Genomic DNA, 26,674 nt, shown 5'->3' on the forward strand with positions numbered 1-26,674 from the left:
ATTAGGTACTACGAATGGACGGCGCCTATTATCGGGAAGATGAGCAGGCAAACAGTGCACATTATACTAGTTTGATGCCACGCTTTGGCTGGCCACGGCGTTCGCGATTGGCGGTTCAACAACCATATTAAGCGTCGCCAAAGGCATAACCGTTACAATGGGAGCCCATTTTCGCAACATTTTATTCGCCATGACTGACAAGCGTCCAACGCTCTCCCTGAAACCCAAGGCCAGGCCCGCCGCCGACCGCCGCACTGCGGGCACGGTCGGCCGCAATCCGGGGCAGGGCGGCCAGGGCGCCGCGGGTCGTGGCGGCGCCAAACCAGGACCGGCCGCTTCTAGCCAGCCGCGTCCGGGCAGCCCCGACAGTCGTCCGGTCGGCAAGCCGCCACGGGTGCAGGGCGGCGACTTCCCGGGCCAGTCGCGTCCGGCGCGCGAGGAACCCCGGCTGCGCGAGAGCCACGAAGTAAAAGTCGCGCCGCAGCGCGACTTCCGTCCCGACCTCAAGTCCGACTCGCTGGCCCTGGCGCTGCTGGGCGCCGCCGGCGCCGTGGCGCGCGTGCGCGGCGGCAGTGCGCTGCCGCAGGCCCTGGCCTCTGTCTTCGCCGCCTACGACGCCACGCCGCAGGCGCGCGGCGCGATCCAGGATATCTCCTACCGCACCATGCGCCAGTTGGGCCGCAGCGAGACCCTGCTGGGCCTGATGACGAGCAAGGCGCCCGAGCCGCCGATGCTGGGCGGCCTGCTGGCTGCCGCCCTCTCCCTGCTCGATACGCCCGAGGGACAGGCCGCCCCTTATGAGGCCTTCACCGTGGTCGACCAGGCCGTCAGCGCGGCCGCTGCCCATCCCGATTTCGCCCATGCCAAGGCCATGGTCAACGCCGTGCTGCGGCGCTTCCTGCGCGAGCGCGAAGCGCTGGTCGAGCAGGCCCTGCGCGAGCCGCTGGCGCGCTTCAATTATCCGCAGTGGTGGATCGACACCATGCGCGCGGCCTATCCGCACGAGTGGGAAGCCGTGCTCGCGGCCGGCAACGTCCATCCGCCGCTGACCCTGCGCGTGAATCGCCGCAAGTCTGACGTCGCCGCCTATCTGCACACGCTGAACGACGCCGGCCTGCAGGCCGAGCAGGTGGGGCCGAATGCGGTGCGCCTGGCCCAAGCCGTCAACGTGGCCCAGATCCCGGGCTTCGCCGAAGGCGTGGTGTCGGTGCAGGACGCCGGCGCCCAGCTGGCCGCGCCGCTGCTCGACCTCAAGGACGGCATGCGGGTGCTGGACGCCTGCGCCGCCCCCGGCGGCAAGAGCGGCCACATCCTCGAGACGGCTGACGTGCAGCTGACCTCGATCGATACCGACCAGGCGCGCCTGGCGCGCGTGGGCGACAACCTCGGCCGCCTGGGCCTGGACGCGACCCTGCTGGCCGCCGACGCCGGCAGCCGCGATTGGTGGGATGGCCGTCAATACGATCGTATCCTGGCCGACGTGCCGTGCACCGCCTCGGGCATCGTGCGCCGCCACCCGGATATCCGCTGGCTGCGCCGCAAGTCGGATACATCCCAACTTGCAACACTTTCTTCCAAAATACTCGACAATCTTTGGCAGATGTTGCTGCCCGATGGTAAATTGCTGTTCGTGACATGTTCGCTCTGGCCCCAGGAATCGGAGGCGCAGGCAGCCGCTTTCGCGGCTCGCCATGACGCGGTCCGCCTCGACGCGCCGGGCCAACTCCTGCCGCTCGGCGGCGCCGGACAGGATCATGACGGTTTGTTCTACGCCCTGTTCCAGAAGAAAGCGGCGTAAGTTCTTTTACACTACGCGCATTTTTTAAGGCCCCGGCTCACCCGTGACGTTACGACTTTTACGCCTCCTCGCCTGCCAGCTGTTGCTGGCGCTTGCGTGCGTTGGTGCGTGGGTACCGGCGCGGGCGGCCGACGGGATCGAGATCGCCCGCGCCGCGATCGAAGCCAGCGACGACGGCTACCGGCTCAACACGGTCTACGATTTCGAGCTCAATAGCGGCTTGCGGGATGCGCTCCAGCACGGCGTGCAACTGCATTTCACCACCGAGATCGAGCTGGTGCGGCCGCGCTGGTGGTGGCGCGACGAGCGGGCGGTGTCCGCCAAGCGCACCATCCGCATTTCCTACGACGTGCTGACGCGCCAGTATTACGTGACGGTGGTCGGCTCGTTCCAGGAACGCTTCCAGACTTTCGAGGATGCGATGTTCATGGTGCGCCGGCCGACCCGCTGGCTGATCGCGCCCAAGGGCAAGCTCAAGCAGGGCGAAGTCTACGAAGTCTCGCTGCGCATGTACATGGACCGCGAATACCTGCAGAAGCCGCTGCAGGTCAACGCCTTCAACGATTCCGACTGGCGCCTGACGTCCAGCCGGAAGACCTTTACCTATCGTGCAGAGTAGACCGGTCAACCAGGTCTTGCGCTACGCCCTCGTCGTGGGCGCGGCCGTGGTGTCCATCCTGCTGTTCCTGCTGGCCTCGGCCTCCGCCAATTCCGAATTCCTCGGCCGCTACTACGCCTGGCTGATCGGCCTGAACGGCACGGTGGCCTTCATCCTGCTGATCTTCGTCGCGGTCGCCCTCGGCCGCCTGTATTCGCGCTACAAGGCCGGCAAGTTCGGCTCGCGCCTGATGGCCAGACTGGTGCTGCTGTTCGCCGGCATCGGCATCCTGCCCGGCCTGGTCATCTTCATCGTGTCGGTGCAGTTCGTCTCCCATTCGATCGATTCCTGGTTCGACGTCAAGATCGAGTCGGCGATCGAGTCGGGCCTGAATCTGGGCCGCGCCGCGCTCGACGAATCGCTGGCCGAACTGGGCGCGACCGCGCAGACCGCCGCCGCGACCCTGGCGGGCCAGGGCGACATGAGCGCGCAGCCGGTGCTGGCGCGCCTGCTGGCCGACACCAGCGGCCTGCAAAGCGCGATGCTGGTCGACGAGAAGGGCGCGGTGCTGGCCGCGGCGCTGGAAGACCGCGGCGCCAACCTCGCGGCCGACGCGCCCAACGAACGCATGCTCAAGAGCGCGGCCATGCCGGGCGGGTATGCGCTGGCCGAAGGCGGCGTCGATCGCGACCTGAGCGAAGAGGGGCTCGACGGCGTCTCGAGCGCGCTCGACGCTGTCACCGGCCTGCGCCTGCGCGTGGTGCTGGCCGTGCCCGAGCCGCCCGGCGCGCCGCAGCGCTACCTGCAGCTGCTGCAATCGGTGCCGGTCAACCTGGCCTCGAACGCCGAGGTGCTGCGCTCGGCCTACAGCGAATACCGGCTGCGCCTGGAAGCGCGCACGGGCCTGCGCAAGATGTATATCGGGATGCTGTCCCTGACCTTGCTGCTGGCGATCTTCGGCGCGGTCGGCAGCGCCTTCCTCATCGCCGGCAACCTGGCGCAGCCGCTCCTGGTGCTGGCCGAGGGCACGCAGGCGGTGGCCGAGGGCGACCTGTCGCCGCGGCCGATCGTCCAGACCAAGGACGAACTGGGCACGCTGACGCAGTCGTTCAATGCCATGACCGGGCAGCTGTTCGAGGCCAGGAGCGCGGTCGAGCGCAACCGCGCCGCTCTGCAAAGCGCCAAGGCCCACCTTGAATCGGTGCTGGCCAATATGTCGGCCGGCGTGATCGTGCTCGACGCCGAAGGCCTGGTGGTGAACTCGAACGACGCGGCCTATCGCATCCTGCAGGTGGAGCCTGGCGCGATGGCCGGGCCGCTGGCCCGGATCCCGGGCCTGGAACACTTCTCGAACTGCATCGCGCGCGCCTTCTCGGCCCAGAGCGCGCACTCGGCCGCCGAGCGGCGCAAGCGCGCGCACTGGCAGCAGCAGATCGAGATTCCGCGCCGCGGCAGCGGCGACGAACACGACCACGACCTGGTGCTGCTGGCGCGCGGCTCGCGCCTGCCGGTGGGCGCCGACAGTGGCTTCATCGTGGTGTTCGACGATATCTCGGACGTGATCACGGCCCAGCGCTCGGTGGCCTGGGGCGAAGTCGCGCGGCGCCTGGCGCACGAGATCAAGAACCCGCTCACGCCGATCCAGCTGGCGGCCGAACGCATGCAGATGAAGCTCGAGGACAGCCTGCCGCAGAAAGAAGCCGAGCTGCTCCGCCGCAGCACCACCACCATCGTCAACCAGGTCGACGCCATGAAGCGCATGGTCGACGACTTCCGCGACTATGCGCGCACGCCGCCGGCAACGCTCGACCAGCTCGACCTGAACGCCCTGATCGGCGAGATCCTGAACCTGTACCTGGCCGAGGATGGTCACGACATCATCCACGCCAGCCTGGCGCCCGATCTGCCGCGCGTGATGGGCGACGCGACCCAGCTGCGCCAGGTGATCCACAACCTGGTGCAGAACGCCCAGGATGCGCTGGTCGAGCGCGGCCCCGACGCCCCGCCGCCGCGCGTGGACGTGAGCACCGAGGCGATCCACTACACCGGCGCCGACGGGCTCGCGGGCACCGCGGTGCGCCTGGCGATCGTCGACAACGGCCCCGGTTTCGCGCCGCGCATCCTGGCGCGCGCCTTCGAGCCGTATGTCACCACCAAGGCCCGCGGCACCGGTCTGGGCCTGCCCATGGTCAAGAAGATTGTGGACGAGCACGGGGGCCGGATCGACGTCGGCAACCGCAGCGATGGAACTGGCGCAGCGGTATCGATTTTGCTGCTAAAGTTAGCTGGAGCGTCCTGAAATGGAGATTCATTGAATCAAACTGGCGAGAATCTGCCTGATACTGCGTCACAAATGCGCGCAAGGCTCCCGGCCTTGCTGTGCTTTGTTCCTTGTCTCAGGCAGATTTCGCCACTTTGATTGTTCAACGAACCTCCATTTCAGGACACTCAAATTCATCCCCATCAGCAAACTTGGCTTAAGTGCAAAAAAACTTATAAAATTGCACACGTGACGGGTAGAAGATCAGGAAGGTAGAAACGATGGCGAACATACTCGTAGTTGACGATGAAATGGGCATACGGGAACTCCTGTCGGAGATTCTCGGTGACGAAGGCCATGCCATCACCCTGGCCGAGAACGCGCAGCAGGCGCGCGAGGCGCGTGCGGCCGCGACGCCAGACCTGGTGTTGCTCGATATCTGGATGCCGGACACCGATGGCGTGACGCTGCTCAAGGAATGGCAGCGCGACGGCCTGCTCACGATGCCGGTCATCATGATGTCGGGCCATGCGACCATCGACACGGCGGTCGAGGCGACCCGCATCGGCGCACTGAATTTCCTCGAAAAGCCGATTGCCCTGCAAAAGCTGCTCAAGGCGGTCCAGCAGGGCCTGACCCGCGCGCAAGAGGTGGCGCGCGCACCGATGGCGCCGCCGCGCCCGATCGCGCCGAGCGCCCCGCCGGTGGCGAGCGACGCCGCCATCGCCGCCCCGAGCGCACCGATGTTCGCCCCGCCGGGCGTGCAGCCCGGCCCCGGCGTCGGCATGGGCAACGGTTCACGCATGGTGCATGCGGTGTCGCAGGGCGAGGGCACCGGTTATACGCTGTCGTTCGACCTGCCGCTGCGCGAGGCGCGCGACGCCTTCGAGCGCATGTATTTCGAGCACCACCTGGGCCGCGAAGGCGGCAGCATGACGCGCGTGGCCGAGAAGACCGGCCTCGAACGCACCCACCTGTACCGCAAGCTCAAGCAGCTGGGCGTCGAACCGGGCAAGCTCGCCAAGAAAGGGGGATGATGGCCCGCGCGGCCACCGTCCTCGTCATCGGCGCCAGCGCCGCCGCACGCGAACAGGCGATCGCGGCGCTGCTGGCCATTCCACCCTCCGTTACTTCCGCTGATGCTGGCGCTGCTGGCGTCGGCACAGACACGTCCCAGGCGTTTGACGCCGTCATCCTCGAAGGCCTGGGCGTGGCCGCCACGGCGCTGGAAACCGCTCCCGGCCTGCAGGTGGTGCGCATCGCCCCGGGTTGCCTGTGCTGCGACGGCAATCTCGTTTTGCGTGTAACATTGAATCGACTGCTACGCCAACGCCCGGGACGCCTGTTCCTCGGCCTGGCGAGCAGCGAACACCTTGATCAGTTGCGATCGTGGCTTGCAGCGCCGCCATACGATCAGCTGTTGGCACTGAACCCCACCGTCCACGCCTGAAGGCACTTGACGGTCTTGAAATCGGTTCGGACAGCCCCACCTCTGAAGCGAAGTGAACAGCCTGCCGTACGCCGCCATGCGGCAGGGTTGCACTAATTTCTGATCGAAGGAGTCATCATGAACATGATCTATAACAGCGAACAGTACAGCGTCGTCGAGTTCGGTGTCGACCGTGAACTCGAAGCGCTGCGATTTGGCGGCTTCGAGATCGTCGACAAGGCCGGCCGTCGCGAGGCCTTCATCGGCGGCCGCCTCGCGCAATCGTTCCGGCGCGACGTCAACAACCTGATTGCCAGCGAACCCACCATGGAAGAAATCGACGATTTCCTGGGCTCGTATGACACCCTGATGAGCCAGCCTGTCGTTCTTCATTGAGCGCCTGCATTGAGCCGTCACACGGGTCTGCTGCGCTGAAGTCCCCGAGCGCCATTGCCACCAGCGGGCGATGGCGCTTTTTTTATCCGGCATGGTAAGCTGCCGCCCATGTGCCAGCTCCTTGGAATGAACTGCAATGTCCCCACCGACATTGTCTTCTCTTTTACCGGCTTCGCCCACCGCGGCGGCCGTACCGACACCCACCATGACGGCTGGGGAATCGCCTTCTTCGAAGGCAGCGGCGTACGCCACTTCGTCGATCACCAGGCCGCCATCGCCTCGCCGATCGCCGAACTGATCAAGCGTTACCCGATCAAGTCGACCAACGTCATCGCCCATATCCGCAAGGCCACCGTCGGCCACGTGGCGCTGGAAAACTGCCATCCATTCGTGCGCGAGCTGTGGGGCCGCTACTGGGTGTTCGCCCATAACGGCGACCTCAAGGATTTCGCGCCCGTGCTCGACGGGCCCTATCGTCCGGTCGGCACCACCGACAGCGAACGGGCCTTCTGTTATCTGCTGCAAAGCATGCGCCGCGAATTCGGCGACACGGCGCCCAGCCGCGAGGCCTTGCGCGGCCTGCTCGAACGCATCATTCCCGGCATCGCCGCGCATGGCACCTTCAATATGATGCTGTCCGACGGCACCGCGCTGTTCACCCATTGCTCGACCAAGCTGTGCTACGTGGTGCGCAAGTATCCGTTCGTGACGGCCTGCCTGTCCGATGAGGACCTGTCGGTCGACTTCTCGCAGGTGACCACGCCCGACGACCGGGTCGCGATCATTGTCACCGAACCGCTGACGACGAACGAGGAGTGGACCCATTTCGCGCCGGGCGAGCTGAAGGTGTTCGTCGATGGACTGCCTCAGTAGACACATTCTTTTGTGATAACTTGGATGTTTCGCGAATAACGTTCTCTCAATAAATTAGTGCCAAGAAGACACACGCCGGGATGGATGCGGTAAAGTAGTCCGATTGACGCGAGAACGAGAACGAGATGACCGATACCGCCAGCCTCGACGAGGCCTCCCAGCCGCTACGCATGCGCCATTTCTACCTCGCGCGCCAGCCGGTGCTGGACCGCAACCAGGCGCTGTTCGGCTATGAACTGCTGTTCCGTGGCAGCGCCCAGGGCCCGGCCCATTTCGATTCGGGCCTGTCGGCCAGCGCCAGCGTCATCCACCATGCATCCCAGCTCGGCCTGCCGCGCGCGATCGGCGACGCCAACGCCTTCATCAACGTCGACAAGGACGTCCTGATGAGCGATATGTTCGCCTTCCTGCCGCGCGAGCGCACGGTGCTCGAGATCGTCGCTTCGGTCGAGCCGGACGACGCCGTCATCGAGCGCATGCGGGCGCTGGGCGCGCATGGCTTCCGTTTCGCGGCCGAGGCGGCGGCCCACGGTCCGGCGCTGTCGCGCCTGCTGCCGGTGATCGACTTCGTCAAGATGGACTTGCGCGCGTTGCCGGCCGTGACCCTGCTGTCGCTGGCGCCGCGCCTGCGCACCACGGGCAAGCGCCTGGTGGCCGAGAAAGTCGAGAACCACAGCGAATACCGCACCTGCCTGGATATCGGCTTCGACTACTTCCAGGGCTATTATTTCGCCAAGCCGTCGGTGATGTCCAGCCGCAAGCTGTCGCCGTCGCAGACGACGGTGCTCGACCTGGTGAACCTGGTGGCCTCCGATGCCGACAATGCCGAGATCGAACGCGTGGTCAAGCGCGAGGTGACGATCGGCCTGAACCTGCTGCGCCTGGTGAACACGCCGGCGCTGGGGGCGGGCCGGCGCATCGAATCGATCAGCCAGGCCCTGACCCTGCTGGGCCGGCGCCAGCTGCAGCGCTGGCTGCAGATCCTGCTGTACGCCGAGCCGGACGTGCGCGGCCACAGCCAGAGCCCGCTCCTGCTGCTGGCCACCACGCGCGCGCGCCTGATGGAGCTGCTGGCCCAGCGCCTGCGCCCCGGCCAGAAGAACGTCGCCGATGTCGCCTTCACGGTCGGCATGATGTCCCTGATGGACACGCTGTTCTGCATCCCGATGATGGACATCGTGGAGCAGATCCCCGTGATCGACGAAGTGCGCGCCGCGCTGCTGCAGCGCAGCGGCTTCTTCGGCGAGCTGTTGAAACTGGCCGAATCGATCGAGCGCATGGACGACGAGGGGGACGACATGCTGGCGGGTCTCAGGAGCCTGTCGATGGATGGCGACGACCTGGCCGAGCTCGAGGTGTCGGCGTTCGAGTGGAGCGACAAGGTGGTGCGCTACGCGATTTGAGGTGAGCTCAAAAACTCGTTAGCGCCAGCACGTCGTTCCCGCCCTTGCCGGGCGCCTTGGCGGGAACCTAAGTTCGCAGGCATCGCGACAACGGATGCAGTACTTGGGTTCCCGCCTCCGCGGGAACGACGTTTTTACGCAGCGGGTGCTTTCTTGCTCCGCAGCGCGCTCGCGAAATTACAGATTCGGCGCCAGGTGACGTTCCACCTCGGCCTTGTCCATCCCGCGCCGCTGCGCCATGTCCTCGACCTGGTCGTTGCCGATCTTCCCGACCACGAAATACTTCGACGCCGGGTGCGCGAAGTAGAAGCCCGACACCGCCGCGCCTGGGTACATCGCGTACGACTCGGTCAGTTCCATGCCGACTTCCCCGGCCTGCAGCGTGCGGAACATATCGGCCTTGACCGTGTGCTCGGGGCAGGCCGGATAGCCCGGCGCAGGGCGAATGCCCTCGTATTGTTCGTCGATCAGCGCCTCGTTCGACAGTTCTTCGTTCGCCACATAGCCCCACAGGTCGGTGCGCACGCGTTCGTGCATGTACTCGGCGAAGGCTTCGGCCAGGCGGTCGGCCAGCGACTTGAGCATGATCGACGAGTAGTCGTCATGCGCCGCCTCGAAGCGCTGCTCGTGCTTCTCGATGCCGAGGCCCGCGGTCACGGCGAACATGCCGATATAGTCCGCGATGCCACTGTCCTTCGGTGCGATGAAGTCGGCCAGGCACTGGTTGGGGCGCTGCACGCCGTCGACGACCGGCCGGACGCCCTGCTGGCGCAGGCCGTAATAGGTGAAGGCCACCTGGGTGCGCGATTCGTCGGTGTACACCTCGATGTCGTCGTCGTTGACGGTATTGGCCGGCAGCAGGGCGATCGCGCCGTTGGCGGTGAGCCAGCGGCCTTCGATGATCTTCTTGAGCATGGCCTGGCCCTCGGCATACACCTTGGTGGCGGCCTCGCCCACCACCTCGTCGCTGAGGATGGCGGGGAAGGGGCCGGCCAGGTCCCAGGTCTGGAAGAACGGGCCCCAGTCGATGTAGCGCGCGATCAGGCCCAGGTCGACATTTTTAAAGACGCGGCGCCCGATGAACTTCGGCTTGACCGGGTTGAATGCCAGCTGCGCCTTGTTGGCGCGCGCTTGTTCGAGCGTCACCATTGGCAGCGCCTTCTTGCCGGCGTGCTGGATGCGGATGCGTTCGTAGTCCTGGGCCAGTTCGATGATGTAGGCATCGCGCGTGTCGTCGGTGACGAGCGCCTGGCCGACCGAGACCGAGCGCGATGCGTCCGGCACGTAGACCACCGGGCCGTCGTAGTGCGGCGCGATCTTGACCGCGGTATGGGCGCGGCTGGTAGTGGCGCCGCCGATCAGCAGCGGCACCTGGCGCTCGCGGAACCACGGGTCGCGCTGCATCTCGCGCGCGACGTGGGCCATTTCCTCCAGCGACGGCGTGATCAGGCCCGACAGGCCGACCATGTCGGCGTTTTCTTCCTTGGCGCGGGCCAGGATGTCGGCGCAAGGGACCATCACGCCCATGTTCACGATCTCGAAGTTATTACACTGCAGGACCACCGAGACGATGTTCTTGCCGATGTCGTGCACGTCGCCCTTGACGGTGGCGATCACCATCTTGCCCTTCGGCTTGGCGACGATGCCGGTACGCGCTTCTTCCGCCGCCTTTTCTTCTTCGATGTACGGCACCAGGTGCGCCACGGCCTGCTTCATCACGCGCGCCGACTTGACCACCTGCGGCAGGAACATCTTGCCCTGGCCGAACAGGTCGCCGACGATGTTCATGCCGTCCATCAGCGGGCCTTCGATCACGTGGATCGGGCGGCCCTTGGCGGCCAGCACCTGCTGGCGCATTTCTTCGGTGTCTTCGACGATCCATTGCGTGATGCCGTGCACCAGCGCGTGCGCCAGGCGCTTCTCGACCGGCGAGTTGCGCCACTCGAGGTTCTGTTCCTGCCTGGCGCCGCCGGCCTTGAGCGTGCCGGCGAATTCGATCATGCGCTCGGTGGCGTCCTTGCGGCGGTTGAGCACCACGTCTTCCACGCGCTCGCGCAGTTCGGGATCGAGGTCGTCGTAGACGCCGACCATGCCGGCGTTGACGATGCCCATGGTCAGGCCGGCCTTGATCGCGTGGTACAGGAACACGGTGTGGATCGCCTCGCGCGCCGGGTCGTTGCCGCGGAAGCTGAACGAGACGTTCGATACGCCGCCCGAGATCTTCGCGTGCGGCAGGTTGTCACGGATCCAGGCGCAGGCTTCGATGAAGTCGTTGGCGTAGTTGTCGTGCTCTTCGATGCCGGTGGCGATGGCGAAGATGTTCGGGTCGAAGATGATGTCTTCGGGCGGGAAGCCCACCTGTTCCGTCAGCACCTTGTAGGCGCGTTCGCAGATCTCGATCTTGCGCGCGAAGGTGTCGGCCTGGCCTTTCTCGTCGAACGCCATCACGATCACGGCGGCGCCGTAGCGGCGGCACAGGCGCGCCTGGCGGATGAATTCCTCCAGGCCTTCCTTCATCGAGATCGAGTTGACGATGGCCTTGCCCTGCACGCATTTCAGGCCCGCCTCGATCACCGACCACTTGGACGAGTCGATCATCACCGGCACGCGCGAGATATCGGGTTCCGAGGCGATCAGGTTCAAAAAGCGCGTCATGGCCGCCTGCGAATCGAGCATCGCCTCGTCCATATTGATGTCGATGACCTGGGCGCCGTTCTCGACCTGCTGGCGCGCCACCGACAGCGCCTCGTCGAACTGCTCGTTCAGGATCATGCGCGCAAACGCCTTCGAGCCGGTGACGTTGGTGCGCTCGCCGACGTTCACGAACAGCGACGATTCGTCGACCGTGAAGGGCTCCAGGCCCGACAGGCGCATCGCGACCGGCACGTCAGGTACCTGGCGTGGCGTCTGCGTCTCGAGGATCTTGGCGATCGCCGCGATGTGTTCCGGCGTGGTGCCGCAGCAGCCGCCGGCGATGTTGATGAAGCCGGCGTCGGCGAATTCGCGCAGCAGGGCGGATGTATCGGCCGGCAGCTCGTCGAAGCCGGTATCGCTCATCGGGTTGGGCAGGCCGGCGTTCGGGTAGATGCAGACGAAAGTATCGGCGATCTGCGACAGCTCCTGCGCATACGGGCGCATCAGCGCCGCGCCGAGCGCGCAATTGAGGCCGATCGTCAGCGGCTTGGCATGCCGCACCGAATTCCAGAAGGCGGGCACGGTCTGGCCCGACAGGATGCGGCCCGAGGCGTCGGTGACGGTGCCCGAGATCATCAGCGGCAGGCGCGGCGTCTCGGGATGCTCGTCGAAATACTGGTCGATCGCGAACAGCGCCGCCTTGCAGTTCAGGGTGTCGAAGATGGTCTCGACCAGCAGCAGGTCGGCGCCGCCGTCGACCAGGCCGCGCACCTGTTCGTGGTAGGAGGCGACCAGCTGGTCGAAGGTGATGTTGCGCGCCGCCGGGTCGTTCACGTCGGGCGAGATCGATGCGGTCTTCGGGGTCGGCCCAAGGGCGCCGGCAACGAAACGCGGTTTATCCGGCGTGGAGTACTTGGCGCAGGCGGCGCGGGCGAGCTTCGCCGCCTCGACGTTCATCTCGTAGGCCAGGTGCGCCATGTGGTAATCGTCCTGCGCCACGCCGGTGGCGCCGAAGGTGTTGGTCTCGAGCAGGTCGGCGCCGGCGGCAAGATAGCGTTCGTGGATTTCCTGGATCACCTGCGGCTGGGTGAGCGTCAAGAGCTCGTTATTCCCTTTCACGAACAGCTCGCGCTGGCCGGCGCCCTCGGGCGCCGCGAAGGTCGCGAAACGCTCGCCGCGGTAGGCCGCTTCATCGAGCTTGTACTGCTGGATGATGGTGCCCATCGCGCCATCCAGGATCATGATGCGGCGCTTGAGGATATCGCGCAGCTGGGTTTCGATCGGGGAGATGGCGGACGTAACGGCGTTCATGATGGTGGTTTTCCAGGATGCGGCTTGACAGGCCGATTGACATTGGGCGGTCAACGATTATACGTCATGCGGGCTGTTTGGCCTGGCGGTGGGGGTGTGTATGTATCGTTATGTATTCAAACCGCCATGCGTTACATGGCGTTACATTTGGTGGGGTGCCTGCAATCTTTACGATACATGGCGAGACGACAATCAAGGTCCGCCTCCACGAGTGGCGAACGTAAAGATGGGATAACCGCATGAACAAAGAATACCAACCGGATTGGGATCAAGCTATGGACCGCAACCCGGAACCAGCAATGTCGTCGAAGCCACAAGTCGCCAGCAACGGTGTGAAACAGATCGTCACGATCCGCCTGGATGTGGATATGCTTGAATGGTTCAAGGGCGCAGGTCCCGGCTACCAGACCCGTATCAACCAGGTGCTGCGTGAGCACATGGACGCGCAGCGTACGTCGCAGGCCGAGTAAGTTTGATGGAATGGCGTCCTCGTGACGCCGTTTCTTCGTCAGCTCTAAAACGTCGTCCCCGCGCAGGCGGGGACCCAAGTTATTCAGCGCACCACTTCAATTGATCGAAGTGGCTACGCCGAGGACTTGGGTCACCGCCTACGCGGGGAGTCGTTACTGCCAGTGGCAGTAACGACGATTTTTGAAAACGATTTCTAAAGCGTTAGCGGCGCCTCAGCTGAACGTCAACCCCGCCAGCGAAAACCCTTTCAGGAATTCCGCCGCCTTCAGGCGTTTGCCGCCCGGCTTCTGCAATTCGTTCAGGCGCAGCGCGCCTTCGCCGCAAGCGACCACGATGCCGCCCGCGTCGGCCTGCAAGACCGCGCCCGGCGCGCCGCTGCCGTCGAGCGCTTCGGCAGACCAGAACTTCACCGCGACACCATCGACCACGCCATTGGCGCCGGGGAAGGGATTGAAGGCCCGCACCTTGCGCGCCAACACTTCGGCCGGCAGGCTGAAATCGAGCTTCGCTTCTTCCTTGCCGATCTTGGCCGCGTAGGTCACGCCTTCGTCCGGCTGTGGCACGGCGGTCAGCTCGCCGGCCTGCATCTTGCGCAGCGCTTCGACGATCATGCGCCCGCCCAGCGCCGCCAGCTTGTCGTGCAGGCTGCCGGTGGTGTCCGAAGCCTCGATCGGCAAGCGCTCGATGGTCAGCATCGGTCCGGTATCGAGACCTTCTTCCATCTCCATGATGGTCACGCCGGTTTCCAGGTCGCCCGATTCGATCGCGCGGTGGATCGGCGCGGCGCCGCGCCAGCGCGGCAGCAGCGAACCGTGGATATTGATGCAGGGGCGGATGTCGAGCGTGCTGCGCGGCAGGATCAGGCCATAGGCCGCGACCACCATCACGTCGTAGTCGATCGACTGCAATTGTTCGTGCGCGGCGCGGGCTTGCGCGGCGCGCTCCGGGTCCCTGGCATCCATGCGCAGCGACAGCGGCTGCGCCACCGGCATGCCGTGGGCCAGCGCGTACTGCTTGACCGCGGAGGCTTGCAACTGCATGCCGCGGCCGGCCGGGCGGTCGGGCTGGGTCAGGACCAGGGGGATTTCGAAGCCGGCCTCGTGCAGGGCACGCAGGGCGACGGCGGCGAACTCGGGCGTGCCGGCGAAGACGACTTTCATCGCGCTCAACGACGGGCGGCGCGCTGGGCGGCGTCGCGCTGCAGGCCGCGTTCTTCCTTCTGCAGCTTGGCCTTGATGCGGTTGCGCTTGAGCGGCGACAGGTATTCGACGAACACCTTGCCCATCAGGTGGTCCATCTCGTGCTGGATGCACACGGCCAGCAGGCCATCGGCGTCGACCTCGAACGGCTTGCCGTCGACGTCGAGCGCACGCACCTTGACCCGTGACGGGCGCTCGACACCGTCGTAGACGCCGGGCACCGACAGGCAGCCTTCGTCATAGACCTGCCGCTCTTCGCTGGCCCAGGTGATCTCGGGGTTGATGAAGACCATCAGCTGTTCTTGCGCTTCGGTCACGTCGATGGTGACCACGCATTCATGCACGTCCACCTGGGTGGCGGCCAGGCCGACGCCGGGTGCGTCGTACATGGTTTCCGCCATGTCGGCCACCAGCTTGCGCAGGCGCTCGGTACCGAATTCGGTGACCGGCTTGGCGACCTTGTGCAGGCGCGGGTCGGGGTAGCGGAGGATGTCGAGAAGTGCCATATCGGATCGGATGTCGGTGGAGTTGTCTAGGTTGAACGGGTACTTGGCTGGCAGGCAAGACAGGACGCAATCCCGCCACACGCCCTGGCGCGCAGACCTCGGTTTGCTTGCTAGTTCAGGGATTTGTGTGCAGAATTTGATTCTATACAGCAACCCTTCCGTGAGCGGGGAGCAGTACGTCGTGCTATCTCTGGCTGCGGCCGGGCCGGATGACGGAGCGGCCTGTTCAGCATCATGACCTGCATTGGATGCAGCTGCAATCTGGCGGCATCATTTATCTTACGCCGCATTAAACGGACGTCTTCAATGAAAAATTTTAGCACAGTCGTGGCCCGTGCTGCTGCGACGGCGTTGTTCGCATGCGCCGCTGCCGCCTCGGCCCAGACCCCGGTGCCCGCCATGACCGCGACTGCCGCCTGCAGCTTCCGCCCGGACGCACCCGACAAGCATGTCGTGGTCAAGGGCGATACCTTATGGGATATTTCTGGCGCCTTCTTGCGCAACCCATGGTGCTGGCCCCAGGTCTGGGGCATGAACCGTGACGAAATTCGCAACCCGCACTGGATCTATCCGGGCCAGACCATCTGGTTCGACCGCGCGCGTGGCCGCCTGAGCCTGCAGCAGCCCGGCAGCGGCCTGGACGCCGGCGACGGCCGCGATGCCCCCCCGCTGACCCGCCTGTCGCCGCAGGTGCGCAGCGAAGGCCTGGCGCGCGATGCCGTGCCGGCGATTCCCGCAGGCGCCATCGAACCCTATCTGACCCAGCCGCTGGTGGTCGAGGCCGACGAGCTGGCGGGCGCGCCGCGCATCGCCGCCTCGCAGGAAGGCCGCGTCTACCTGGGAGAAGGCGACCGTGTGTACGTGCACGGCGAGATCCGGGGTGAGAGCGTGTTCCAGGTATTCCGTCCGGGCACCGCACTGAGGGACCCGCAGACCGGCCAGGTGCTGGCGCACGAAGCTGCCTTCCTGGGCACCGTCAAGCTGCTCAAGCCGGCCGCGCCCGGCGTCGACGTGCACACTTTCCAGGTGGTCGATACCGTGCAGGAGATGGGCGTGGGCGACCTGCTGGTGCCGGCGCCGCCGACGCCGGTGCGCAACTACGTGCCGCATGCGCCGCTGCAAGCTCTCGACGGCCGCGTCATGTCGATCTACTCGGGCGTGACCTACGCCGGACAGAGCCAGGTCGTCACTGTCAATCGGGGCACGGTTGACGGACTCGATGTCGGCGCCGTGCTGCAGCTCTATCATCTCGGGAAGACTGTGGCCGATCCAGCGAGTCGGGGTTTCCTGGGCCTGGGCCGGCAGGGGTTGAAACTGCCCGACGAGCAATACGGCAACCTGTTCATCTTCCGCGTGTTCAAGAACGTCTCGTACGGCTTGGTCATGCAGGTGACGGCGCCGGTGCAGGTGGGCGACGTCGCCAAATCACCGGAGTAAACAGCACCGTGCAAGACACGGAAACCCATCCCATTGCCGAACGCGCCACCCTGATCGCCGACTGGCTGCGCCTGGAACAGGCGGACGGGGTGGGCTGCCGCAGCGCGCATGCGCTGTTGTCCGCCTTCGGGTCTCCCGCCGCCATATTCAGGGCCGCGCCAGCCGCGCTGGCGGCCCACGTGTCTCCCGGCCAGGCGCGAGCCTTGTGCGCGCCGCTCACGCCCGCCCTGGCGGCCCTGGTCGAGGCCACCCTGGCCTGGCTGGAGCAACCCGGCCACCACCTGCTCACCTTCCACGATCCCCTTTACCCGGCGGCATTGGCTGAGATCCCCGATCCGCCGCTGCTGCTGTACGCCGCCGGCCGCATCGAAATGCTGGCGCGGCCGCTGGTCGCCGTGGTCGGTAGCCGCAACGCCAGCGTGCAGGGCAAGCTCGACGCTGAATCCTTTGCCGCGGCCCTGTCCGGCGCCGGCCTGTGCGTGGTCTCGGGGCTGGCGCTGGGCATCGACACCGCCGCCCACGAAGGCGCGCTGCGCGGACCCGGCGCCACCATCGCCGTGGTCGGCACCGGCCTCGACCGCGTCTACCCGGCGCGCAACCGCGCTCTGGCCCACCGCATCGCCGAACACGGTTGCCTGCTCAGCGAGTACGCGCTGGGCACGCCGCCGCTGGCAGCCAATTTCCCGCGCCGCAACCGCGTGATCAGCGGCCTGGCGGCCGGCGTGCTGGTGATCGAGGCCGCGGCCCAGTCCGGCTCGCTGATCACGGCCCAGATGGCGGCGGAGCAGGGCCGGGAAGTGTTCGCCTTGCCCGGCTCGATCCACTCCGCGCTGGCCAAGGGGTGTCACCGCCTGATCCGCGATGGCGCGCAACTGGTCGAGACGGTGGACGAGGTGTTGCTGGCGATGAAGGTCTCGCCGCTGGCGGCCATCGGACAAGAATGCGGCCAAAAGCGGGATGCCGGGCCCGACAAAACGGCGGAAGAAGACGCCGATCTGCTGGCCGCGCTGGGCCACGAACCAGTGGCGCTCGACGATTTGCTGGCGCGCCTTGGGGCCGATGCGGGTGAGCTCGGGGGGCGATTGCTGGGCCTGGAACTGGCGGGCTTAGTAGCGCAATTGCCGGGTGGAAGGGTGCAGCGCATCTGGCATTAGGCCTACGTCAAATAAGGCCGTTCGGATGCACATTTAATAGATTACCTATGCTTCGCATAACGAAGTTTGCGAATTGTATGTTCTTGTTTTTATTGGTTTTTGGTAAGCTGGCTGATCGAACAAGGCTTCGATACAACGTTTTTTCCGCGAGGCAGCCCAGCAGGCGCGCTCTACTTGTGCCGCACGAAGTTTAGCTGCTACAGTAGCGTCACTATGTTCGACATCCTGGTCTATCTCTACGAGACGTACTACCGTCCCGACGCCTGCCCCGAGCCGGCAGCCCTGGCTCGCAAACTGTCCGCCGTCGGCTTCGACGACATCGAAATCTCGGAAGCGCTGGACTGGCTGACCGGGCTGACCGATGCGCCGCTGCCCGAAACCATCGATGCCTCCACCGGCATGCGTTACTACGTGGACGAAGAATATATCGAGCTGGGCAGCGCCGCGATCGGCTTCATCGCCTTCCTCGAAAGCGCCAAGGTGCTCGGCCCCATCCAGCGCGAGATCGTCATCGAGCGCGCACTGGCCTGCGACGAGTCTCCCATCGCCTTGAGCAAGCTCAAGATCATCGTGCTGATGGTGCTCTGGAGCCAGGGCAAGGAACCGGACGCGCTGATGTTCGACGACCTGTTCAGCGACGACGACGAGCAGGAACCGCGTCTGCTGCACTGAACGGCGTACCACACCGCAACATCCATCGAACGGGGCTGAGGCCCCGTTTTGCTTTTCTTGCGCCCCATTTCTGGGCAGCCAAGAGGCGGCATGCGGTGCGCATCGCACCGTCCTGTAGCGCAAGGTGTACTTGCAGGGAGCGCGATAACGCGCTTATCATTGGCCGCTTCATCTTGACAGTTACCAATCAGACACTATGGCCGGAATTTCACCGGCCCGGCTGCGAGCATGTATGATGCGCAAGCCCACACTATATAGATAGCACGACGAGAATCACTATGACCAAATCCCTCATCATCGCCGAGAAACCGTCGGTCGCGAACGATATCGCGAAGACGCTGGGCGGCTTCACCAAGCACGATGAGTACTTCGAATCGGACGAATACGTCCTCTCGTCCGCCGTCGGCCACCTGCTCGAGATCGCGGTGCCCGAAGAACACGACGTCAAGCGCGGCAAGTGGAGCTTCACCCACCTGCCGATGATCCCGCCTTACTTCGCGCTGAACCCGATCGCCAAGACCGAGTCGCGCCTCAAGGTGCTGAACAAGCTGATCAAGCGCAAGGACGTCACCACCCTCATCAACGCATGTGACGCGGGCCGCGAAGGAGAACTCATCTTCCGCCTGATCGCCCAGAACGCGAAAGCCAAGCAACCGGTCAAGCGCCTGTGGCTGCAGTCGATGACGGCCAACGCGATCCGCGAAGGCTTCAACAACCTGCGCACCGACGAAGAAATGCTGCCGCTGGCTGACGCCGCGCGCTGCCGCTCCGAAGCCGACTGGCTGATCGGTATCAACGGCACCCGCGCCATGACCGCCTTCAACTCGAAAGAGGGCGGCTTCTACCTGACGACCGTGGGCCGGGTGCAGACCCCGACCCTGTCGATCGTGGTCGAACGCGAAGAGAAGATCAAGAAGTTCGTGCCGCGCGACTACTGGGAAGTGCGCGCCGAGTTCGTGTGCGCCGCCGGCGTCTACGAAGGCCGCTGGCTGGACCAGAAGTTCAAGAAGGACGAGAACGATCCCGAGAAGCGCGCCGAGCGCCTGTGGAGCCGCGCCGCCGCCGATTCGATCGCGGCCGCCTGCCGCGGCAAGCAGGGCAATGTCACCGAAGAAAGCAAGCCGACCACCTCGATGGCGCCGGGCCTGTTCGACCTGACGTCGCTGCAGCGCGAGGCCAACGGCCGCTTCGGCTTCTCGGCCAAGAACACGCTGGGCCTGGCCCAGGCGCTGTACGAAAAGCACAAGGTGCTGACCTACCCACGTACCGATTCGCGCCACCTGCCGGAAGATTACATCGCGACCGTCAAGGAGACGCTGGGCTCGCTGGCCGAGACCAATAACTACAACCAGTTCGCCAAGCAGATCAGCAAGAACGGTTGGGTCAAGCCGAACAAGCGCATCTTCGACAACACCAAGATCTCGGACCACTTCGCCATCATCCCGACCGGCGTCGTGCCCAAGAACCTGTCGGAACCTGAACAGAAGCTGTACGACCTGGTCACGCGCCGTTTCCTGGCCGTGTTCTACCCGGCCGCCGAGTTCCTGGTCACGACCCGCTATACCGAAGTCTCGGGCCACCAGTTCAAGACCGAGGGCAAGGTCATGACCAACCCCGGCTGGATGGCCGTATATGGCAAAGACCTGGGCGACGACAAGGACGGCGCCAACCTGGTGCCGGTGGCCAAAAATGAGAAGGTACTGACCGACAAGATCACGGCCAACGGCCTGGTCACCAAGCCGCCGGCGCGCTACAACGAAGCGACGCTGCTGTCGGCGATGGAAGGCGCGGGCAAGCTGGTCGACTCCGACGAGCTGCGCGATGCGATGGCCGGCAAGGGCCTGGGCACGCCTGCCACGCGCGCGGCCATCATCGAGGGCTTGCTGACCGAGAAATACCTGCTGCGCGAGGGCCGCGAGCTGATGCCGACCGCGAAAGCGTTCCAGCTGATGACCTTGCTGCGTGGCCTGGGCGTGAACGAACTCACGGCGCCAGAGCTGACCGGCGAATGGGAATTCAAGCTGTCGCAAATGGAGAAGGGCAAGATCTCGCGCGAAGAGTTCATGCGCGAAATCGCGCAGATGACCCAGATCATCGTCAAGCGCGCCAAGGAATACGACAACGACACGATTCCCGGCGAGTACGCGACCCTGGTCAACCCGTGCCCGAATTGCGCCGGCGTGGTCAAGGAAAACTACCGCCGCTTCGCCTGCACCAAGTGCGAATTCTCGATGAGCAAGACGCCAGGCAGCCGCCAGTTCGAGATCGAGGAAGTCGAAGAACTGCTGAAGAACCGCACCATCGGTCCGCTGCAGGGCTTCCGCTCCAAGATGGGCCGTCCGTTCGCCGCCATCCTGCGCATCGTGCGCGACGAAGAGATCAAGAACTTCAAGCTCGAGTTCGACTTTGGCCAGGATGACGAAGGCGAAGAGGGCGAAGGCGTCGACTTCAGCGGCCAGACCCCGGTCGGCCCTTGCCCGAAGTGCAACGGCGGGGTGTACGAAATGCCGCTGGCCTATGTTTGCGAGCATAGCGTGGCCAAGCCGAAGACCTGCGATTTCCGCAGCGGACGCATCATCCTGCAGCAGGAGATCTTGCCGGAACAGATGGCCAAGCTGCTGGGCGACGGCAAGACCGACCTGCTGCCGGGCTTCGTGTCCCAGCGTACCCGCCGTGCATTCAAGGCCTTCCTGGTGCGCGGCAAGGACAACAAGATCAGCTTCGAGTTCGAGGAGCGCAAGGCCAAGCCGGGCGCGGCCGCCAAGGGCAAGGCAGCAGCGGCTGATGGTGCGACGGGCGCCGATGGCGCCGATGGCGCGGCAGCGCCGGTGAAGGCGGCGCGCAAGGCGGCGGCCAAGCCGGCGGCGAAGAAGGCGGCGGCCAAACCGGCCGCGAAGAAAGCGCCCGCCAGGAAAGCGCCGGCGGCGGTAGCCAAGAAGTAAGCATCGGCCGGCGTCTTGGAGCGCCGGCTTTTTTTTGGGAGCGCCACCATGAAACCCCACATCTCCGTCCTGACGATCGCCGTTTCCGACCTCGAGCGCTCGCTGCGCTTCTACCGCGACGGCCTCGGCCTGCCCACCGAGGGCATCGTCGGCCGCGAATTCGAGCATGGCGCGGTTGCCTTTTTCGACTTGTCGTCGGGGATGAAACTCGCGCTCTGGGCCCAGGCCGACATCGCCCACGATACGGGGCTGGCGCTGGCGCCGCCATCGCCGACTTCTTTCACGCTCGGCCATAACGTCATGCGGCGCGAGGAGGTCGATGCCGTCCTGCGCGAAGCTGAACAGGCCGGCGCGCATATCTTCAAGCCGGCAGCCGACACCTTCTATGGTGGTTATGCCGGCTACTTCCAGGATCCCGATGGCCATGTATGGGAAATCGTCTGGAACCCGGACATCCTGCCGACCGACGAACGACGGCACAAGCGGGGTCAGGTCTGACATTCGGACACGGCCTCTGCAATGGTCCTCCATGACACAGTTAAGGTCGTGTCCGAATGTCAGACCTGACCCCGATTTCGTTTACAAGCCCCAAATAAAAATGCCGCTCAGTCTTAACTGAACGGCATTAGCGGCTTGCCGCGGTTTTTTTCATTCCAGCATCAGCTATGCGCGATGCTTATTCTTGCCATTCCTTCAGCGCGAGAATTGCCGCCTCGCCATTGCGGATCGCTTTCACGCGCTGCACCACTTCGTTGCGCCAGGCTTCATCGGCGTCCTGGTCGGGGCCGTCGATATCCTGTAGCAGCAGCTGCATGACTTCCTGTTTTTCAGCCGGACTCAGCAGCTTGAGTCGTTCGGCGATTTCCGCAACGGCGTTGGACATGATGCTCTCTCCTATAATTTTGCTTCGATCATAGCGCGAGAACTATTGATTGTCGACTGGCAGCATATTGTCATTCGGTTTGCGATCGATCAGTTTGTTGTCGGGATCGATGCCGGCGCGTCCCGGTACGCCATCGACCACCAGGGTCAGCTGCTGCGTGGCCTGGGTCACCAGCCGCCGTTCACGCGCCAAGGGGTTGCCATTGCGATCATCCACGCCGAATTCGACGTAGTCGTTCAGCGGCATCGGCCGTTCCTCGCCCCCGTCCGTCATCGAGAGCTTGCCGGCGTGGGCATCGATCGTGACCTCGACCTTGCCGTCCGGGCGGCGGCGTGCGACGGCGCTGGCGGCGCGGTTTTCGTAGAACACGATCGATTCGAACAGGTCGTCGATCAGGTAGGCCTTGTCCTTCGGCGTCACCGCGCGCAAGGCCCCGACCAGGCTGGAAGCGGTGGGGTAGGGCGCGCTCTGATAGGCGTATTGCCGCAGCAGGCCGCGCAGCACGCCATTGACCACGTCCTCGCCCAGCATGTCCTGCAGCAGGTATAGCGCCAGGCCGCCCTTGCGCTGGTGGATGTAGCGCTGGTTCTCGTTGTGCGCCAGCGGCAGTTCTTTTTCCTGTTCCTGGGCGCGGCCCACCAGATAGGCTTCCTGGTCATGGCGCAGGAAGCGCCGCATCTTGTCCGCGCCGAACGCGCGCCGCATGACCACCAGCGCCGTGTACTCGGCCAGGCTTCCGGACAGCACGGTGGCGCCGCGCGTGCCGGCGCCGACCAGCTGCTGGCCCCACCACTGGCGCGCGGTCTCGTGGGCGCTGACGTAGAACGGGTAGTCGAGGTCCTTGGGCGAGCCGGGATCGACGCGCGCGATGAAGGCGGCGCTTTCCGAGAACGGGATCAGGCCCGGGAAGGACTGGGTGTTGCGGACGGTGCGCGGGAATTCGGCGATGCGCAGCTCGCGCAGCGGATAGCGGCCGAAATGGCGCGCGCCGTAGTCCAGGCCGGCCTGGGCGCCGCGGATCATGCGCTCGACGTTGACGTCCTGCCCCGGCTGGTAATAGACGTCGATCGCCACGTCCTGCCAGCGGTCGTGGCGTACTTCGTAGCGCGCCGACTGGAAGGCATAGGCGTTGAGCATCGGACGGTCCATCTTGTAGCGGAAGTGCCGGCGTCCGCCTTCGTTCCATTCGCGCACCAGGGTGCCGGGCGCGATCGCGACCTGGTCGACACTCGTGCTGACGGTGGCGTCGAAGCCGATCCAGTCGGCGTCGACGCCGATGCGGTGGTGGGCACGGCCGGCCGGGTCGTCGCGTGCCGGCATGGGCGGGCGCGCCGCCAGTCCGTGGCGGCGCCGGTCGCGCGGGTCGCTCAGTTCGACCGAGGGTTGATAGCCGATGCGCGGCATGACCTCGTTGGTGAAGAAGGTGCCGTTGGCGATCACCGGCGTGTCGCTGCCCAGGCCCAGCAGGCCGCGCGGCGCGTAGTCGAGCTCGAAATCGAAGTCCAGGCGCGCGCCCGGCGCCAGCGGGGTGGCCAGGCGATAGTGGTAGAGACCGAGATCGGGGTCGATCGTCACGCTTGTCGCCGGCTGGCCGAAGCTGGCCTTGAGCTGCGCGCCGCGCTGCTGGTACAGCACCAGGTCACGGATCGGCGCGCCGCTGCGGTTCTCGAGCCGGTAGCTGCCCTTGACGTGCAGGGCGCGCTGCGCGGGATGGATGGCGGCGTCGAGCCTGACGTCGACGATGCGCGGCTGCGGCAGCCGGGCGAAGCCGTGGTAGCGCTTCTCGTATTCGGCGCGCAGCAGCTCGCTGCGCCATGGAGTCAGGTAGCCGCCGCTCGACAGTTCCCAGGCCAGGAAACCACCGGCGCCCGCGAACACGGCCAGCCCCAGGCCGAAGCATGTCAGCACCTTTGGTGTCAGGTTGCGGCGCGCCAGGCGCAGGCGCTCGCGCCAGGCGTCGTCGACGCCGCGCGGCCACAGCGCGCGCGCCAGCGCCAGCAGCATCAGCGCCGCGCCGCTCCAGTACAGCAGATACAGGCGCTCGCGCGTCAGCTGGTGGCCAAAGCCGTTCATCGTCGAATACGTCAGGTCGGGCCAGACCCCGTACAGCAGCAGTGGATGGTTCTGGCCGCTGCCGTTCAGCAGGATCGCCGCCACGAGCCAGGCGATCATCAGGAAGTTGGCCAAGTATTTGTGGTTGACGATGACCTGCACCGCGATCGCCAGCACTGCGATCAGCGCGTAGTTCGGCAGCAGGATGGTGAACAGCGCGTGCAGGTAAAGCCCCGGCTCGAGCTGGAAGTAGCCCTTGAACAGCTGGATCAGCATGCCGGTGACCATGGCCAGCAGCACCAGCAGCGCCTGCAGGCCGACCAGGGCCAGGGTCTTGCCGGCCAGCGGCAGCCAGCTCGGCACCGGCAGCGCGTCGAGCATCTGGGCCACGCGCGTCTCGCGTTCGCGCCAGACCAGTTCACCGGCATAGAAGATGGTAACGGCCAGCATGAAGAGGCCGAACACCGCGCGGATCAGCTCCAGCACCATATACGTCACCGGATAGGTGGCGACGCCGTAGAGGGCGTCGAGGTCGATCCCGCCGACGACCAGGGTCAGTACGCCGCCGATGGCCAACGCCGCGAAGTAGACGTTGCGGGTCATCTCGCGCAGTTCGCCCCGCGCCAACTTGAACAGCAGCAGCGCCAGGCTGCGCGCCGCGAAATCGGGTTGCGCGGTGGTGTCGCGGGCGGATTGCGACAGTTCGACCGGCAGGTCGGGCTGGGCCTGGCCGCGCCCGCGCGAGTGCACGTCGGGCTCGCCGATGAAGTGGAAGCGCCAGTAGCCGAGCAGCAGCGCCAGCAGTGCAAAGCCGCACCACAGCAGGCGATTGATCAGGTACACGTCCTGCAGGTCGATCGGATTGAGGTTGCGTTCGGCCAGCGGCCAGTACTCGGTCAGCAGGAACAGGGAGGTGGTGCCGAACGGGTCGATCAGGGCGGCCAGGGTCTTGAAGTCGAGGTCGCGCGCCAGCGACGGTGCGACGGTATAGCCGATGGTCATGACCACGGCGGCCACGTAGACCGGCAGCATGCGCCGGGTGAGGGCGGCGAGCACGAAGAAGATCGCGCCGAAGATGAACAGGTTGGGCAGCAGCGTGAACAGGTAGGGCTTGATCCAGGTCGACGCCGTCGATCCGCCCAGGCGGTCGGGCGCGATGCCGGGAATGAAGGTGCCGAGCCACAGCCCGACCAGGATGCCGGAAAAGATCACCGCCAGGGTCGCGAACGCGCCGAGGAAGCGGCCGAACACGTAGTCGGCCTTCTTCAGGGGGGCGCTGAAGAAGAAGTGGTGCATCTCGTGTTCGAAGTCCTGCTGCACCGCGCGCCCCATCACCGCCGCCGTGATCACCGTCCCCAGGCTGCCAAGCAGCGCCGTCGCGATCGCGATCTGGCGCGGCGCGTCGACCAGGACCCGGCTGCCGAAGGTGACGACCAGGTCGCGGAACGCGCCGCCCGAAGCGGCCATCCAGGTCATGGCGAGCGCCACGAAGACGGCAAAATAGACCCAGGTCGAGAGCCGCCGCAGGCGCTGGCCCGCCTCGAAGCGGGCGATGACGAGCAGGGCGCGCACGGTCAGCAGTTCCCCGCGGCCGGGTTGTGGCGGCCGGCGATGGTGGCGAAATACACGTCTTCCAGGCTGGCGCGCGCCGGCTCGAAGCCGTCGCCCGGATCGTCCTCGGAGTACACATGGATCAGGGTGCGGCCGCTGAGCAGGCGGGTCGATATCACGCTGTAGCGCGACTGGAAAGCTGGCAGCTCGGCCTTGGTGACGAAACGGGCCCAGATGAAGTCTTCGATCCCGTAGATCAGCTCTTGCGGCTCGCCGCACAGCAGCACCTGGCCTTTGTTGATGATCGCCATATTGGCGCACAGGTCGGCCACGTCAGACACGATGTGGGTCGACAGCAGCACGGTGCGTTCTTCGCCGATGTCCGACAGCAGGTTGTGGAAGCGTACCCGTTCCTGCGGATCGAGGCCGGCGGTGGGTTCATCGACGATGATCAGGCGCGGGTCGCCCAGCAGGGCCTGGGCGATGCCGAAGCGCTGGCGCATGCCGCCCGAGAAGGTGCCCAGGCGCTGGTCGCGCACTTCCCACAAATTCGTTTGCTGCAACAGGCCGTCGACGACCTCGCGCCGGCGCGCCTTGTGCGACAGGCCTTTCAGCTGGGCGAAATGGTCCAGCAGTTCGTGGGCGCTCACCTTCGGGTAGACGCCGAAATCCTGCGGCAGATAGCCCAGCATGCGGCGCACCGCGTCCTTTTCGTCGAGCACGTCGATATCGTCCAAAAATACCGAACCCGAATCGCATTCCTGCAGGGTCGCCAGGATCCGCATCAGGGTCGATTTGCCCGCGCCGTTCGGGCCGAGCAGCCCGAACATCCCGGCCGGGATGTTGAGCGTGACACGGTCCAGCGCGACCACGCCATTGGCATAGGTCTTGGACAAATTGCGGATTTTCAGTTGCATGACGACTCCTGGCTACTGCCCCGCGTGTCTTTACGCAGGACCAAACACTTTTTCACACTGGCATTGTATTCAATCGGCACGGCAGTGGCGGACTCCGTGCGACACACGGTCCAAACAGGGACCCAGGCCGCATTATCCGGTGACAGGACGCACGAGGGTTTTCTTTCCATAAATTTCTTGCAATAGCA

At 65.3% G+C, this 26,674-nt stretch carries 20 protein-coding genes; 14 read left to right on the forward strand and 6 right to left on the reverse strand.

Features of this window, described 5'->3' with window-relative positions; translation table 11 throughout:
* Window positions 1-190: 190 nt before the first annotated feature.
* The 8 genes from rsmB to AC3A6F_RS00395 all read left to right on the forward strand — a co-directional run bounded on the left by rsmB (window position 191) and on the right by AC3A6F_RS00395 (window position 8,757).
* Complete coding sequence (gene rsmB / locus AC3A6F_RS00360; RefSeq protein ID WP_487677929.1) at window positions 191-1,798, forward strand: 16S rRNA (cytosine(967)-C(5))-methyltransferase RsmB; 1,608 nt, start codon at window positions 191-193, stop codon at window positions 1,796-1,798.
* A 43-nt stretch (window positions 1,799-1,841) separates the two neighbouring features.
* Window positions 1,842-2,417 (forward strand): DUF4390 domain-containing protein, encoded by a 576-nt coding sequence (locus AC3A6F_RS00365; RefSeq protein ID WP_320476246.1) that lies wholly within the window; start codon window positions 1,842-1,844, stop codon window positions 2,415-2,417.
* Window positions 2,407-4,695, forward strand: a complete 2,289-nt coding sequence (locus AC3A6F_RS00370) for a sensor histidine kinase (RefSeq protein WP_487677931.1) — start codon at window positions 2,407-2,409, stop codon at window positions 4,693-4,695. The genes AC3A6F_RS00365 and AC3A6F_RS00370 overlap by 11 nt, the downstream gene beginning before the upstream one ends.
* 242 nt (window positions 4,696-4,937) lie before the next feature.
* Window positions 4,938-5,693 carry a response regulator gene (locus AC3A6F_RS00375; protein WP_147936584.1) on the forward strand — a complete coding sequence of 252 codons (756 nt, stop codon included), beginning with the start codon at window positions 4,938-4,940 and terminating at the stop codon, window positions 5,691-5,693.
* A complete protein-coding gene (locus AC3A6F_RS00380; protein WP_487677933.1) occupies window positions 5,690-6,106 on the forward strand; it encodes a GTPase in 417 nt (138 codons plus the stop codon). Before AC3A6F_RS00375 ends, AC3A6F_RS00380 begins: the two co-directional genes overlap by 4 nt.
* A gap of 117 nt (window positions 6,107-6,223) precedes the next feature.
* Complete coding sequence (locus AC3A6F_RS00385) at window positions 6,224-6,481, forward strand: BTH_I0359 family protein (RefSeq protein WP_005667861.1); 258 nt, start codon at window positions 6,224-6,226, stop codon at window positions 6,479-6,481.
* A 108-nt stretch (window positions 6,482-6,589) separates the two neighbouring features.
* Window positions 6,590-7,354, forward strand: coding sequence for a class II glutamine amidotransferase (locus tag AC3A6F_RS00390; protein WP_487677935.1), 765 nt, complete (start codon window positions 6,590-6,592; stop codon window positions 7,352-7,354).
* 125 nt (window positions 7,355-7,479) lie between these two features.
* Window positions 7,480-8,757 carry an EAL and HDOD domain-containing protein gene (locus AC3A6F_RS00395; protein WP_487677937.1) on the forward strand — a complete coding sequence of 426 codons (1,278 nt, stop codon included), beginning with the start codon at window positions 7,480-7,482 and terminating at the stop codon, window positions 8,755-8,757.
* A 177-nt stretch (window positions 8,758-8,934) separates the two neighbouring features.
* Here the strand turns inward: AC3A6F_RS00395 and metH are convergent, their stop codons facing one another.
* Window positions 8,935-12,702: a methionine synthase gene (metH, locus tag AC3A6F_RS00400; protein WP_487677938.1), complete on the reverse strand. Its 3,768-nt coding sequence runs from the start codon at window positions 12,700-12,702 to the stop codon at window positions 8,935-8,937.
* A 239-nt stretch (window positions 12,703-12,941) separates the two neighbouring features.
* Here metH and AC3A6F_RS00405 point away from each other — a divergent pair, with 239 nt between their 5' ends.
* A complete protein-coding gene (locus AC3A6F_RS00405) occupies window positions 12,942-13,172 on the forward strand; it encodes a BrnA antitoxin family protein (protein ID WP_229415017.1) in 231 nt (76 codons plus the stop codon).
* Window positions 13,173-13,385: 213 nt separating this feature from the next.
* On the opposite strand, the gene fmt is transcribed toward AC3A6F_RS00405, so the two are convergent.
* Window positions 13,386-14,333, reverse strand: a complete 948-nt coding sequence (fmt, locus tag AC3A6F_RS00410; RefSeq protein ID WP_487677939.1) for a methionyl-tRNA formyltransferase — start codon at window positions 14,331-14,333, stop codon at window positions 13,386-13,388.
* Window positions 14,334-14,338: 5 nt separating this feature from the next.
* The gene (gene def, locus AC3A6F_RS00415; RefSeq protein WP_123070806.1) at window positions 14,339-14,878 is read right to left on the reverse strand and encodes a peptide deformylase; all 540 of its coding nucleotides are present in this window, start codon (window positions 14,876-14,878) and stop codon (window positions 14,339-14,341) included.
* Window positions 14,879-15,184: 306 nt separating this feature from the next.
* On the opposite strand from def, the gene AC3A6F_RS00420 reads away from it, so the two are divergent.
* The 5 genes from AC3A6F_RS00420 (at window position 15,185) to AC3A6F_RS00440 (ending at window position 21,581) form a co-directional block, all read left to right on the forward strand.
* Window positions 15,185-16,315, forward strand: coding sequence for a LysM peptidoglycan-binding domain-containing protein (locus AC3A6F_RS00420; RefSeq protein WP_487677941.1), 1,131 nt, complete (start codon window positions 15,185-15,187; stop codon window positions 16,313-16,315).
* 8 nt (window positions 16,316-16,323) lie between these two features.
* Window positions 16,324-17,469: a DNA-processing protein DprA gene (dprA, locus tag AC3A6F_RS00425; protein ID WP_487677943.1), complete on the forward strand. Its 1,146-nt coding sequence runs from the start codon at window positions 16,324-16,326 to the stop codon at window positions 17,467-17,469.
* Between the two features lie 213 nt (window positions 17,470-17,682).
* Complete coding sequence (locus tag AC3A6F_RS00430; protein ID WP_123070803.1) at window positions 17,683-18,141, forward strand: Smg family protein; 459 nt, start codon at window positions 17,683-17,685, stop codon at window positions 18,139-18,141.
* A gap of 278 nt (window positions 18,142-18,419) precedes the next feature.
* Window positions 18,420-21,083 carry a DNA topoisomerase III gene (locus tag AC3A6F_RS00435; RefSeq protein WP_487677945.1) on the forward strand — a complete coding sequence of 888 codons (2,664 nt, stop codon included), beginning with the start codon at window positions 18,420-18,422 and terminating at the stop codon, window positions 21,081-21,083.
* 48 nt (window positions 21,084-21,131) lie between these two features.
* Window positions 21,132-21,581 carry a VOC family protein gene (locus AC3A6F_RS00440; protein ID WP_487677947.1) on the forward strand — a complete coding sequence of 150 codons (450 nt, stop codon included), beginning with the start codon at window positions 21,132-21,134 and terminating at the stop codon, window positions 21,579-21,581.
* A gap of 178 nt (window positions 21,582-21,759) precedes the next feature.
* On the opposite strand, the gene AC3A6F_RS00445 is transcribed toward AC3A6F_RS00440, so the two are convergent.
* From AC3A6F_RS00445 to AC3A6F_RS00455, 3 genes are read right to left on the reverse strand one after another with little or no spacing between them, the layout of a single operon-like run.
* Window positions 21,760-21,966: an addiction module protein gene (locus tag AC3A6F_RS00445; protein ID WP_487677948.1), complete on the reverse strand. Its 207-nt coding sequence runs from the start codon at window positions 21,964-21,966 to the stop codon at window positions 21,760-21,762.
* A 42-nt stretch (window positions 21,967-22,008) separates the two neighbouring features.
* A complete protein-coding gene (locus tag AC3A6F_RS00450) occupies window positions 22,009-25,590 on the reverse strand; it encodes an ABC transporter permease/M1 family aminopeptidase (protein WP_487677950.1) in 3,582 nt (1,193 codons plus the stop codon).
* Between the two features lie 2 nt (window positions 25,591-25,592).
* A complete protein-coding gene (locus AC3A6F_RS00455) occupies window positions 25,593-26,486 on the reverse strand; it encodes an ABC transporter ATP-binding protein (protein ID WP_487677952.1) in 894 nt (297 codons plus the stop codon).
* Window positions 26,487-26,674 lie beyond the last annotated feature (188 nt).

This window comes from Massilia sp. Soil_C_3 (assembly GCF_057657035.1).